The 14,108-nt window shown below is 43.3% G+C and carries 9 protein-coding genes, 1 riboswitch and 1 other annotated feature; all 9 genes read left to right on the top strand.

The genetic code is table 11. From position 1 onward, the window contains the following. Nucleotides 1–110 precede the first annotated feature (110 nt). The 9 genes from AC58UU_RS31845 (at nucleotide 111) to AC58UU_RS31805 (ending at nucleotide 14,048) form a co-directional block, all read left to right on the top strand. Complete coding sequence (locus AC58UU_RS31845) at nucleotides 111–1,865, top strand: ABC transporter ATP-binding protein (RefSeq protein WP_497321607.1); 1,755 nt, start codon at nucleotides 111–113, stop codon at nucleotides 1,863–1,865. After that, nucleotides 1,849–3,651, top strand: a complete 1,803-nt coding sequence (locus AC58UU_RS31840) for an ABC transporter ATP-binding protein (RefSeq protein WP_497321529.1) — start codon at nucleotides 1,849–1,851, stop codon at nucleotides 3,649–3,651. Before AC58UU_RS31845 ends, AC58UU_RS31840 begins: the two co-directional genes overlap by 17 nt. Nucleotides 3,652–3,999: 348 nt before the next feature. Beyond that, nucleotides 4,000–4,085, top strand: a riboswitch (cyclic di-GMP riboswitch). A 95-nt stretch (nucleotides 4,086–4,180) separates the two neighbouring features. Next, on the top strand, nucleotides 4,181–5,851 hold the full coding sequence (locus AC58UU_RS31835) for a pyridoxal phosphate-dependent decarboxylase family protein (RefSeq protein WP_497321527.1): 1,671 nt from the start codon (nucleotides 4,181–4,183) through the stop codon (nucleotides 5,849–5,851). 7 nt (nucleotides 5,852–5,858) lie between these two features. Then, nucleotides 5,859–7,595: a methyl-accepting chemotaxis protein gene (locus AC58UU_RS31830; RefSeq protein ID WP_497321526.1), complete on the top strand. Its 1,737-nt coding sequence runs from the start codon at nucleotides 5,859–5,861 to the stop codon at nucleotides 7,593–7,595. Nucleotides 7,596–7,764: 169 nt separating this feature from the next. Next, nucleotides 7,765–10,002 (top strand): GDYXXLXY domain-containing protein, encoded by a 2,238-nt coding sequence (locus AC58UU_RS31825; protein ID WP_497321525.1) that lies wholly within the window; start codon nucleotides 7,765–7,767, stop codon nucleotides 10,000–10,002. A 57-nt stretch (nucleotides 10,003–10,059) separates the two neighbouring features. Beyond that, a complete protein-coding gene (locus AC58UU_RS31820; RefSeq protein WP_497321524.1) occupies nucleotides 10,060–10,926 on the top strand; it encodes an EamA family transporter in 867 nt (288 codons plus the stop codon). A 48-nt stretch (nucleotides 10,927–10,974) separates the two neighbouring features. Continuing rightward, nucleotides 10,975–11,195 (top strand) — a binding site (T-box leader). A 77-nt stretch (nucleotides 11,196–11,272) separates the two neighbouring features. Next, a complete protein-coding gene (locus AC58UU_RS31815) occupies nucleotides 11,273–13,159 on the top strand; it encodes an arginine--tRNA ligase (RefSeq protein ID WP_497321523.1) in 1,887 nt (628 codons plus the stop codon). A 25-nt stretch (nucleotides 13,160–13,184) separates the two neighbouring features. After that, entirely contained in the window at nucleotides 13,185–13,328 is a 144-nt protein-coding gene (locus AC58UU_RS31810) for a hypothetical protein (RefSeq protein WP_497321521.1), read from the top strand. Between the two features lie 90 nt (nucleotides 13,329–13,418). Then, a complete protein-coding gene (locus AC58UU_RS31805) occupies nucleotides 13,419–14,048 on the top strand; it encodes a hypothetical protein (RefSeq protein ID WP_497321520.1) in 630 nt (209 codons plus the stop codon). The last annotated feature ends 60 nt before the right edge of the window (nucleotides 14,049–14,108 follow it).

Below are 14,108 nucleotides of genomic sequence, written 5' to 3'. Positions count from 1 at the left end.
GAAGTACATCTGATTAGGCGTATACTGTAAGGGGATACATGACCGCATGTTCAGATGGATCGGGAATACCTCATTTGCTAGACAAACTTGTAGTAGGAAGTGATGTCGTTTTGAAGTCTACACGGTTATTGGTTGATTTCTTCAAAGAGAAATGGCCGTTGTACGCTGTAGCCGCATTGTCCATTTCTTTAGGTAACATTGTTCACTCGTATTACCCCAAGCTGCTAGGCATGTTTACAGACCAGCTGCAGCAAGGACTTTTGAACAAAACGCTAATTGTTGACTACAGTCTAAAGCTGCTGATGATTGGCGTTACATTCGGTGTTTTAGCAGCCATTGGTCAGTACATGATCATGCGTAACGGAAGACGCTTCGAGTTTGTTTCAAGAAACCGCTTGTTTAACCATTTCACACAGTTGGGCGCAACATTTTACTCGAAGAACGGCGTTGGTAAGCTGCTGAGTTATGTGATGAATGACGTAACTGTCATTCGAGAATCGATATCCATGGGGATTAACCACGTGGTAAACTCCGCGATTTTGATCACGGCTGTCATTCTAATGATGCTGTTCAGTTCGATCCCGCTTTATCTAATTATCATCTGTATTTTGCCCTTATTGCTCATTCCTGTTCTAACCGTTCGATTTCAGCCTATTATTAAAAAGCATTCTTTACAGGTACAAGAAGCATTAGGCAAAATGACGGAGTCGGCCGAGGAGCAATTCGGAGGCATACGGGTAGCCAAGAAATTTGCGGTGGAACCGATTATGGTTCGTAGATTCAGCGATACGGTAGATCGGATTCGCGACAACCAATTGAGATTGGTTCGGCTATCTTCCTTATTTGAAGCACTTATTCCGTTTCTGGGCGCAATATCGCTGATCATCGCGATTGCTTTTGGGGGCTATTTGACCATTCAAGGGCGGATTACGATTGGCCATTTCGTTGAATTAACGCTATACATACGGATGATGGTAAACCCTTTACAGCAAATTGGTCGCGTCATTAATGCCATGCAGCGCTCTCGAGCTTCGCTTGAACGAATGAATGAACTGCTCGATTTGAAATCCGAAATTGTGCAAAACGAGCTTGCGCAAATATCCGACCTCGATCACGAGGGAATTCGGATTGAACACTTGTCTTTTGCCTATCCAGATGACGAAGACGAAGTGCTTCATGACATAACGTTAACGATTGAACCTGGTAAATCTATTGGCATTATCGGGAAAACAGGCAGTGGTAAATCGACCTTGGTGAAGCTAATGCTTAGAATATACGACCCACCGGAGGGAACGGTATGGATCGGGGATACGGATATTCGCGATGTGACATTAGAAAGCCTGAGAAATCAAATCGCTTATGTTCCGCAAGAGGGGTTCTTGTTTAGCACGACCATCCGCGATAACATCGCCTTTTATAAAAGAGAATCACCCTTAGAACAGGTTGAGCGTGCTGCCAAGAAAGCACAAATCCTCTCCAGCATTACGTCATTTCCTGAAAAGTTTGAGACGAAGCTGGGTGAGCGCGGTGTCACCTTATCGGGTGGGCAGCGTCAACGAACAAGCTTAGCCAGAGGGATCATTAAGGATTCTCCTTTAATGATTCTAGATGATAGTGTAAGCGCTGTAGACTCTGTGACGGAGAGGCACATCATTGATACGATCCGCAAAGAGCGATTGAACAAAACGACCATTTGGATCGCACATCGAATCTCCGCGTTGAAGCATACGGATGAGATTATCGTACTTCACGAAGGCAGGATTGTGCAGCGCGGCACGCACGAAGAGCTAATTGCACAAGAAGGCTTGTACGCCGAGCTTCATGCGATACAAGAGGGAGGTAGCGACGATGCCCAAACGGAGTAACAAAAGCAATGAGGAGCGGCAGAAGACGCGATCTTCCTTTCGTTCTTTATCCGGTTATGCCAAACCGCATAGGTTTACTTTTGCTGCTGTTTTATTTTGCGCGTTACTTGGGATAGCAGCCGATTTGTTTCAGCCGTATCTGGTTAAGATCGCGATTGATGATAATTTGATGATTGGGAAAAATGACTATCGCTCCCTGCTGCTCATTTGCTTATTCTATGCAGGTCTATCTATCAGCAGTCTATTCTTCAGTTATCTGCAGAACAATTTATTGCAGTTTGCCGGCCAAAGCATCGTCGCTAAAATACGCAAGGATTTGTTCGAGCACATCTTTAAGCAGTCGATGTCTTATTATGACCGGACGCCAAGCGGCAGCCTGATTACGCATGTTTCTAGTGACACGGAAACGCTGAATCAGTTTTTTACACAGGTTCTTCTTAGTTTGGTACGCGATGGCATGACACTCGTATTCATCATCGTGCTGATGTATCATCTGGACCCACAGCTAACGATGTACAGCATGATCGTGATCCCTATCATTGTGATTATAGCGGTTAGCTTTCGCAGATATATGCGCAAAACCTATCAGCTCTCGAGGACGCAGCTGTCTCAAATGGTTGCTTTTGCCGCTGAGAATTTATCTGGGATGCATCTCATTCAAGCTTTTCATCAAGAGAAGGAACAGATGAATCGCTTCACTGAGCGGAATCTTGGGTATTTTCGAGCTAATTTGAGAGAAATTCGTACCAATGTTTTGTTCAATCGTTCCTTTGATATTTTGGGTAATTTATCGGTGGCCTTTATTACTTGGATTGGCGGTATTGCCGTTTTCGATAAAACGATTGAATTCGGTGTATTGTATGCTTTTATAACTTATATCCGGCAGTTTTTTCAACCGATTAATAACATTACTCAGCAGTGGAATACCCTTCAATCTACGACGGTGTCTGTAAATCGAATTTGGAATATCTTCTCCATTCAACCGGAAGTTAAGGATAAGGAAGGCGTGTTGTCACCCTCGTTATCCGACGTGAAGGGGGACATTCATTTCAATCATGTTCATTTCGGTTATTTGAAGGATACGGCTGTTATTGAGGATCTAGAGCTTCATATTGAACCCGGCGAAATGATCGGTATCGTGGGGACGACGGGTGCTGGTAAAAGCTCGCTGATTAGTCTGCTTTGCCGCTTTTATGATGTACAGGAGGGAAGTATCCGCATTGATGGCACGGATCTTCGAGATATCCCGCAGGCCGTGCTACATCGTATGGTTGGACTCGTACAGCAGGAACCGTACTTATACGCAGGCAGCATTTTGGACAATGTCCGGATGTTCGATGAAACCATAACACGTGAGGAAGTGATAGAGGCATGCCGGATGGTTGGGGCAGACAATCTCATTTCACGAATGAAGGATGGTTATGAGACACGCATATCCGAGAGAGGAAGCGGGCTTTCCGCAGGCGAGAGACAACTGATCTCGTTCGCAAGAATTATCGTATTCCAGCCGAAAGTACTGATTCTAGATGAAGCTACAGCGAATTTGGATTCACAAACGGAGCAGTTGATTCAATCCGCGCTGCAGGTTGTAGCCGAGGGAAGAACGACACTTGTTATCGCGCATCGCATCTCGACTATTATGCATGCCAACCGCATCATTGTGATGAGTCAGGGGAAAATTGTTGAAGAAGGGAACCACGTTCAATTACTTGCGCTCCGTGGCTATTACGAGCAATTATATCTGCATTCACAGGGGAATATGGATGCTGCACAAACCATTTCATAGTATGAATGCGCCCAACTGAGGGTGTAAAAATTAGCTTTGTCGGACTCCTAGTCAGGAAGTCGTGACGAAGCTTTTTTTATGCGTGATAAAAGTCCTAGAAGGATGCCTAAAGTTTCTATCGTTTTATTGCATAAATTGATTGGTATAAATGTTTAGTAAAGAGATATCTGATCCTATTTTACCATCGGTCAGAGAAAATGTTAAAAAAGCAATTTAGTTACAATATAATTACTTAACAAACAATAATGGAAAATTGTGTTGTTTATTTTAGTTTACTATACTATACTAATGTATAAAATTGTAAAGTTTGCTGTCGATTATTGTCGAACATGGGAATTTTCACCTACAACTTTATAATGGCAAACCTATTGAAAAATAGGGACGCAAAGCTAGAGGGACTACATCCAACAAGGATATGTCAGCCAGTTGCATTGTAGCAATTGGTGGAATAGGGGCATTTATGCCCATGTTTCTCCTTTTTTTTTGTGAACATTTTCTTAACGCAATTCTATCGATAGGAGAGAAATTAATGAGAGAGAAAAGACTAACGAATGTACAGCAATTATTCCCTAGTGAGGATGGCAACCAACAAACGCGTCAAACGGTTTTGCGACTCATTGAACAATTAGTAACTGGAGTGGATGATCTTAAAAACCCGGACGGCGTCAATCTCAAGGGCGAGAAAAACCGAACAGGGACTTTCTATAACAATCTTATTCGAGATAGCTCCATTCCTATTGGCAGCGTCCCCCTAGAGGAAGTTAATACAGAGCTATTGAAATTGCTGCATGATCATCCTTATCATACGAAATATTTTTTAACGAATATTTTGCCGATGGCAAGCATCCCGGGGATTATGGGCATGATCGCGGCATTTTTGGTTAATGGCAACAATTTATGGGATGTATACGGCCCAGCCGGAGCTGAAGCTGAAGTAAGAGTCATCAGCATGATGTCCAAATTAATAGGCTATGATGCGCTGAAAAGCGGCGGGTATACGACATGGGGCGGACAAGGAGCTGTATTCTCAGGTCTCAGGATAGCGATCGCGAAATTCGTTCCGGACGCATTGCAAAAAGGTGTTCCCGACAACTTGTATGCTTTTTGTTCCGAAGCCGCTCACTACAGCTTGTTTAAATCTATGGAGGCATCGGGCATAGGGAGCGATAGATTGATCAGAGTTCGCACGAATGCTGACAGCTCCATGGATGTGAATGATCTGAGAGTTAAAATGGAAGAAGTGATCGCACGAGGCGGAATCCCGATTTACATTGTAGCTACGACAGGAACAACGGATGCCATGGGGATTGACGATTTGGAACAAATTTATGCTGTGTCTAACAAGGCAGCCGTTCATCATGGGTTGCTTAGACCTCATATTCATGCAGACTCTGCTTTAGGTGCATTCTTTGCTTTCTTTAATGACTATGATTTCACCGCCAATCCACTGGAATTAAAGAAAGATGTCACTCAGGCTTTAATTTCTATCCAAAGCAAGATGAGGCATTTGCATTTGGCCGACTCGCTTTGCTTCGATTTTCAAAAGCTAGGGCAAACCCCTTACCTGACAAGCCTATTTCTGGTCAAGGATGCCGCCGATTTAAGACTTATGGATCTGCATCCGGATGAAACCCCCTATGTCGGACATCGGGGATACGGACAGTATCATACTGGGTATACGTTGGAGTGCTCGCGCATGGCAAGCTCCATCAGTATATACAGCGCTCTGCTTGCATTCGGCATTCAAGGGTATCAGCAATTGCTAGCTCAGTTCGTTGAGGTTAATCTCGCTTTCCGGGAAGCGCTGCGCCAAGAAATCCCTCAAGCTGAAATCGTTAATAACGACAATCCGGGCATCATTACACTATTTCGTATATATCCGGAAGGCAGTCCGCATTTTCAGGATGAAATTTCGGGCAAGTGTACCCTTAAGGAAATTGAGCGGAATAATAAATTTAACGAACGTTTATTCGAAATGCTTGGGAATCATCGCGACCGCATATTTTTTGGCGACACCAAAAAGCATCTGCTTGTTCAAACGAAGGATGCTAATTCTATTGCTCTGTACGCGACAAAGATTTTTGTCATCTCCCCTTATACGGAGACAAAACATGTGCATGAAATTATTCAATATTTGAAGGAAACAGTAGCGCAAGTCTATGAGAAATATTCCGAAACATCGATATTAAGCAGGAGGTAATTGAAAAGTGGCAAAGCATGCTCCAAATAAAATAATAAACTGGTTCAGAGGACAAATCGCGGTGAAGATGACGAGCAGTATTTTACTGCTGTTGCTATTCGTATGCGCAGCCTTCTCGGTCTCTTCCTATTTGGCCAGTAAAAGTTTAACTACGAAGCTTGAGGATCAATTCGTTCTAAGATTAACCACAAATATTGAAAATGTTTCGAAATATATGACTTCTATTCCCGAACATGCAGATGAAATTACAGGCAAAGATAAACCGGCCTATACCAAAATTAAACAGCAGTTTGAACAATTTAAAAAGCAAGACTCTCTTGAAAATGTTTATGTCTTACAGAAAGTTCAAAATAAAGATCAAATCGTCATTTTAACTGGCGTTGATGAAGATTTCGGCACCGAGTATCCTTTTACGCCAGAGATGAACAATGCGATCAAGGATGACAAACTAACGATCAGTGAGATTTACAAGGACGAATTTGGTATACATAAATCGGTCTTTGTCCCTCTCAAAAACGCTAAAGGCGAAAACGTCGGAATTGTTGGCATTGATTTAGATGCTTCGGTCGTTCCCAAAACGAAGCAAGAATTGTTATGGACAACCTTTACGATTACCTTAATCGTTATAGTCTTAGGCGGTCTAATAGCCTATTTCATAAGTCGGAGTGTGACGAGACCGGTCATCCAACTGATGCGTGTAACAGAGAAGGTTGCTGCGGGAGATTTGTCTGCACAAGTCTCTATCCATCGAGTGGATGAGATCGGTAAATTGGCAAATGCTTTTAACGAAATGCGTCAGAATTTAGATTCTTTGATCCGCCAAATATTTTCTTCATCCAACCTCATTACCAATACGAGCGCACATTTATATCAGTCTGCGGACGAATCCAGTGCAAGTGCTGGGCAGGTTGCCGTTTCTATGAACAGTATGAACGAAGGGGTTGCTGAAGTTGTTTCTTCCATTACAGAGAGTACTTCATCAATCGTTGAGATCAATTCGGAATTATCAGAGGTAACATCGGAAGTCAAAGAGATGCAGGAAATGGCCCATAAGGTTGGTGCACAATCTGCAGACGGTCAGCAGCTTGTTGAGAAGACATTACATCAGATGAATGTGATTCAGAAAGAGATGAAGCATTCCCAAGAAGCCGCGCAGCAGCTAGGAAACCGTTCGAAGGAAATCGGGGAAATTATCCATATCATCACCGAAATTGCACAGCAGACGAACCTATTGGCTTTGAATGCGTCCATTGAAGCGGCACGTGTTGGAGAACAGGGGAAAGGCTTTGCCGTTGTCGCTGGTGAAGTGAAGAAGCTGGCGGAGCAATCTACGAAAGCCGCAAGCTCGATCACCGAGCTCGTTTCCAGTACCCAAAATGATAGCCTACTTGTCATGGAGAGCATTGTTCAAGGAAATCAAGCAGTTGAGCAAGGTCAAAGCTGGATTAACGATACGTATGAAAGTTTTAAAGTTATTTTTAATGGAATTTCCGTTTTCTCCAATCGGACAGACCACTTGATCAATACTTTAGTGAGAGCAGAAAGATCTTTTGAGATCATTTCTAATGCCATGCAGAAAATCTCTGGGATCACAGAGGAACAATCTGCAGGCTACGAGGAAGTGGCGGCGGCGGCTCAAGAGCAAAGTGCTTCCATTCAAGAAATTACTTCAGCTATTCGCCAACTATCTGATATGGCTGTTGTGCTGCAAAGCTCCGTTCAAAATTTTAAGATTACAGATTGAATATATCGGCTTTCTTTAGTTGATTACTTGCCAGCCTAGCGCTGGCTTTTTTGTTTTATAAAAGTCGTAGTCATCCATAGGCTAATGATCTGGTACTAGGAATAGATAGTACTTCTCAAACTGAACATCTCTAGTACAATAAGAAGTAAGCGAGAGGAGGAATATCATCATGAAATCCAAATTTGTTACGATTCAACTAGGCTATGTATTGGGAGCTAGTGCTCTACTAACCGCCATTGTATATTTTTTTGCTACGAATTGGGAGAAATTAAACCGCTGGGAGAAATTCATTCCTGTCTTTGTGCTCATCATGGGCTTTTATGGCTTATCTGTATGGCTTTCTCGCCAAAATGGCAGGCAGTTTCTAAGTAAACTTAGCCTGTTCGCGAGCTGCATTTCGTTCGGTGTAGGTGTCGGACTCATTGGGCAAACCTACAATTCTCATGCTGACAGTTACAGCTTGTTCGCCGTATGGTTCATTCCGGCATTTTTACTTGCCCTATTAACTAGATGGCAGCCCTACTATGTACTGGCGTATATTTTGGGCCATCTCGCTTATGGGATTTATTTCTTCGGACGTTGGGGAGGGAGCTCAGATGCGGAAATCATTCAAATTACCATCTGGCTCGGAATCGCCATTGCGAATGGCATCTTGTATGTTCTGAGTGAGCGGGGGCGTTTGCACTCATCTTTTCTCAAATGGATCTCTTTTCAAGTTGGGATGGCAGTTTTGGTCGTGGCTTCAAATTCACAAGCGTACGAAAAGTACGGTGTCTTTATGAATTTACCTCTCGTCCTAGTACTTGCGATAGCCGTTTACTATACACACAAGACGAGGAATAAAGCTTATCTATTGTTTGCCGGTTTGTGGGTATCCATCACGGTGACAGTCAAATATATCGAGCTTATTATCCAACATTATAATGAGTTCTTTTTCATTGCTAGCTTGTTGTTTATTATCTTGTTCATCTTTGCGAATGTGAAGTTCATGAACTTTATTCGCTCTTGGAATCCTGCATCAAAGCAGTTGGATTCGGAAAACCACTCAGATTTAGAAGCTTCGGATCAAGCGAAGCCGGATGGAGATTTTACCAAATGGGTCGTCCGTGTCCTCACGGTCTCGGTCATCATTATTGGTTCGATTCTGGGAAGCTTGACGATTATTGGTATTGTTACAGTTGTACTAGGATTTGATGAACCTGAGAATGTGCTAATAGGTTTTGGTTTTGTCACTGTTATTGCGATAATCATAGCGAAAAAACTAAATTCATTAGTGCGATACACAATTCTCATTAGTGGATTGCTGCTTGGTGCCGGAGCGGCTGTTTTTACAGAGAATGTTCCTATTCTCTTGGTTTTCCTTGCTCTTACGATTGCAGCTTTTATCTACATTGCTGGGTTGGTACATCGTATATTCTTCTTTCTTACTGGTGTCATTATTGCTTCCTTCGTACTTTTCAATTGGATGGATAGCGGAATAATGGTGCTTACCGTGCTTACCGGTTTATTATTCGTTATCTTTGCCAGTGGTCAGGTCATACCAAATGAGGGAGTCAGACAACCTATACTTTACAGCAGTTTTCCTTCATTTCTATTGACTTTATTTGCTTTAACCTTTATGGCGGAGTCATCTTGGTATTATATAGCCAATGTGCTGTTCTTTATCGTCGTTGTTCTCGCTTTGTTCATTAGTAGACAACTGCATATCAAATGGATTTACGCTTGGTCAATGGGCTTCTGGATTGCTTTCCTGGTATACAAATATTACGATCTGGCCTGGAAGCTTCTGCACAAATCGATTAGTTTTGCGGTCATCGGGATTTTAGTTCTTGTCTTTACAGTTTGGTATGAAAAAAGACATCGCTTGGAATTAAGCGAACAACTAGGGGCTAGCTCTAATTATGCATTGAACCGCTGGATTATTGCTCTGCTAGTTCTGCTGCAAGTCATGGCAATGTCCTTACAAATTGGCAAAAGTGAGTGGCTGCTCGCTCACGGACAGCTGATTAAGCTGCAGCTTGAACCGCTTGATCCACGTTCTCTCATTCAGGGTGATTATGTCCGTTTACGGTATACGATATCTGAGCCGCCTCTATTTACAGATAAAAATCATGATGTAGACTCTAAAGGGAAAATTACAATCGTTCTCGCTCCGAACCGGGCGACAGGTGTTTACGAATACCGCCGCGTGTATACCAAAGGGGAAACATTAGCTCCGGGAGAGGTTCGCTTGAATGGAAACAAAATCGGTTACGAGGGTATTGAGTTCGGCATTGAGACTTATTTCATTCCGGAAGGAACAGGCCGTGTATATGAACGGGATGCCAAATTTGCTGAAGTAAAAGTATCTGCTGGCGGCGATGCGATCCTTGTGCGTTTATTGTTACAACCAAGTGTTGTCCAATAAAGATTATTGTGGTAAAATTACCCGATCTTTGCTTAAAAGAAAGGGGTATCTGTTCTCATGTGGCTTATATTTTCAGTACTTGCGGCTGTTAGCTTCGGGCTGCGAGGTATTCTATATCATTGGACCAGTCAGCAATCGCTGAATCGGAATGTGCTGCTCTGCGGCACATTTTTTATGGGGGCGCTCGTCAGCATTGCCTGCGCCCTTATAACACAGCAAGAGTGGACGGTGTCTGCTCTGATTGGTGTTCAGATGGGGTTGTTTTCCTTTGGAGCCAATGCCAGTATGTTCAAAGGCTTTGCGGTAGGCAAAGCTTCGTTAGTTGCAATCCTCACCGGTTTACCATCGGTCGTTGTGGTTTTCGTCGCATATCTACTTTGGGATGAACGACTCAATTTATGGCAGTTCTTTGCCTTCATTGTGATCGTTGTAGGTATCTTATTCGTTCGTTACTCGAATGATATCACATTAAAGAATCTGCAAGGAGCCGGATGGGGAGTGCTTGCTTTGTTTCTTTTTGCTGGGAATGATTTGTCTAGCAAATGGACAACCATCGTTTCTGCGCCACTATTTCCAACGCTATTTTTTATGTTTACAACGGGGACATGCTGTTTTGGATTATGGTGGTTGAAGGACAGAGCCAAGGATAAAGGAAAGGAAGCTGCGCCAGCCAGTTGGACCGAACGTAGAACCTTCCTGATTGGAATGGTCATCGGGATTACAAATGTCATTGGTATGATCTTCATTATTCATGCGTTCGATCAGGGGAAAACGGGGTTAGTTTCCGCGGTCGTCGCCCTTAATGTATTGATAGTCTTATTGTATACACGGTTTGTTTTGAGGGACAAATTCTCAAAAATGGAGCAATCCGGCTTAGCTTTAGCGTTCATTGGTATTATGATGATGAAATTAGTTGCATCTTGACAACACATTATTATTGCTGTAATATTCAGTAAATTCTTAATTTCATAAGTAACATTGGTGAACAGGACAGTAATTCTTGTCGGACAGTCGCAGCGAGCCGGAGCAGGTGGGAACCGGTACGAATGTCAAGGGTGAAGCGGGCCTGGGAAATGGTCTTCCGAAAGTACGATGTAGGGAGATCCGGCATAAGCCGTTATCGTTGGAGTGGTTAAACCAGTGGTTTAACACTTAGAGTGGTACCGCGGGAATGAACAGCTCTCGTCTCTTATTGTAGAGACGGGGGCTTTTTTGCATTTTCCTGCAAAACATTCGCAGTTTCACACTATCCTATTAGGAGGAATATGCCATGATTCAGCAGCTTCTAACGAATGAAATCAAGCTTCATGTAGATGTTTTATTTCAAGAGTACGGAATAGAACAGCCTGCGACTCTGAAAATCTTGACGGAGCACCCAGCTCATCCTGAGCACGGTGATTACAGTACGAATGTAGCTATGCTTTTAGCAAAAATAGTACGAAAATCTCCTTTGCAAATCGCGCAAGAGCTTCAACAGCGCATAGAAAAGAACGGGTGTATTCAAGGCTTATTCGCCAAAGTCGCTGCGGTGCCGCCGGGGTTTCTAAACTTTTATGTAAATTGGGACACCTGGTCTTCAGGTCAGTATTTTGCTGCCAAAGGGCTTGTTGATCAAAGAAACAAAACAAAAATTTTGATCGAGCATACGTCAATCAACCCCAATAAAGCTGCTCATGTTGGCCATTTGAGAAATTCCTGTATCGGTGATTCGTTGTCACGCATGCTCTCGCAAGCAGGCTATCAGGTGGAGGTGCATAACTATATTGATGATCTGGGGAATCAATTAGCGGATACCGTGGTGGGTATTCTTCATACACAAACAGAAGAGACTTTTAACCGATTTGGCGACTTTTGTTGGGAGACCTACGCGAAGGTGAATCAGGTTTACAAATTGCAGCCGGAGCTTGTAGAGCAGCGTTCTACAGTTCTCCATGCGCTAGAGAGCGGGCATTCCAATCTTGCATGGATGGGTGCTTTGGTGGCGGAAAGGATCGTTCGCGAGCAGTTGGAAGAAATGAAGCAATTCGGCATTCACTACGATGTGCTGGTTTGGGAAAGCAGTATTGTGAGAGCGGGATTTTGGGATACAACCTTCGAGCTGTTGAGCCAAACAGATATGTTTCATAAGGTGACGGATGGAAAATTAGCAGGCTGCTGGGTACTGAAGAATCTAGAAGAAGGAGCTGTTACAGTTGGAGAAAGCACGGATTATCAAGGGGATAAAGTGCTTGTTCGTTCCAATGGTATTTTAACGTATACAGCGAAGGATATAGCCTATCATCTTTGGAAATTCGGTGTGCTGTCGAATGATTTTGAATATAAAAAATGGGAGGATGGACTATGGTCCACAGCTTCCCAGGGCAGAAAGAAATCGATAGGGCAAGCGGATGTCGTCATTAATGTCATTGATTATCGTCAGCAATACCCGCAGGAGATGGTTAAGCTAGCTCTAGAAGTACTGGGCTATGAGCAGCAGGCGAGTCAGCTTAAACACGTGAGTTATGGGGTCGTTTCCTTAAGTCCGGAAACTGCTGCAGGACTGGGGATTGATATTTCGGAGGGCAAAAGCTCCTATGCGATGTCTGGGCGCCAAGGGATTGGAATTAAAGTCGCGGACCTACTTGATCGCATGGAGAGAGTCATTGACGCTAAACGCTCAAGAAAAGCGGGGATTTCCAGCAGATCGATAGCTGCGGCTGCGATCCGTTATTATTTGCTGAAATATCAGCTGCAAACGGAAGTTATTTTTGACTTGGAGCATGCGACGGAAATTACTGGGAACACGGGCGTCTACTTGCTTTATGCATACACAAGAGCAAACAGTATTTTGGACAAAGCAAAGAAAGATACTCGTCTGCCACGAATGGAGGCAAAGTTCGATGGGACTCTTTTGGAAGAACAGGAATACCAACTTTTGAGGCACACCGCCTATTGGCCCGAAACACTGGAAACTGCCACTAAGCAATTGGCACCTAGCATACTCTGCCATTATGCTTTCGAGCTAGCTTCGCTTTTTAACCACTTCTACAGTGTTTGTCCGGTTTTAAAAGGTAGTGAAGAAAGCATCGCCCATCGCCTTTGGATCACGCAAACGTATAAACAGACCATGCATCAGGTACTGGAAGTACTTGGTATGCCGACGCCAAAACGATTGTAACCGGAAAAACGCTCGAATTCATCCTATGCTCTCGCCGAGACATCAAAGCTACAGCAACGCGAAAACGAAAGTAAGAGTAAGACAATCCGCTAAGGCAACGATCGGTCAAGGAGGCAATGCCATTTCGATTAATGCATCGGAAGTCGGGGTTGTTTGCATTCGTCCTTAAAAATTAAACATAAGCTTTCTGAACTTGATCAAATGCGGTACAATAGGGATATTCGTGCCAATTTGAATGATTCAGGAGGCTTTAACCACAATGACAGAAAAAGATATTGATACACAAGCTCCAGTAGATAACGAACAAGATCAAGAACGCGAACAGGCCCAAATCATTATGACTTGGTTTCAGCACATTCAAGAAGTAATGAAAGAACAATTTCCCGAATATGAAGTAGATGGACAAATCGGCAATAATCCGACTTATGGTCCAATGTTTGCTTTCACACTTAAAAATGATGAAAAGTCCACATCATGCGGATTTTTCTTGAATGAAATTATGAGAAACTTCCAAACGAATCCGAATGCGGGGCTGTGGTTATCGTCCTTCTTCGTAGACTTGCTGAGAAGCCCAGAAGATCATCCGCTGCCGAATCCTCCACAATCGGAAGATGAAGCCAAAGAGCTGCTCGATAAACATATTGTTCCTTATTGTGCGGCTACCGTACGAGAAGAATTCCCTGATCAAAAGATCTATGTTGACTTGGAGCTTCATGAGGAGCATGGTCCAGTCCTAGAGGCTGGATTCGTAGCTGTTGAAGACGGCAATAATACGTGTGCGCTTCCGTTGCAATATTTAATGACGTTATTTTTATTGAATCGTGACCCGGCAGAGCCTTTAATTCAAGCGATGTATCGGTTGTATGAAGAAAATAATTTAGGTCAATAAGGTTGAGAAATGAACAGCCAGGAGGGTTTCCTCCTGGCTGTTTGATTTGGTTTGGTTTGA

The organism is Paenibacillus sp. JT22N1, from assembly GCF_059692155.1.
This window is presented reverse-complemented; position numbering and strand designations above follow the sequence as displayed.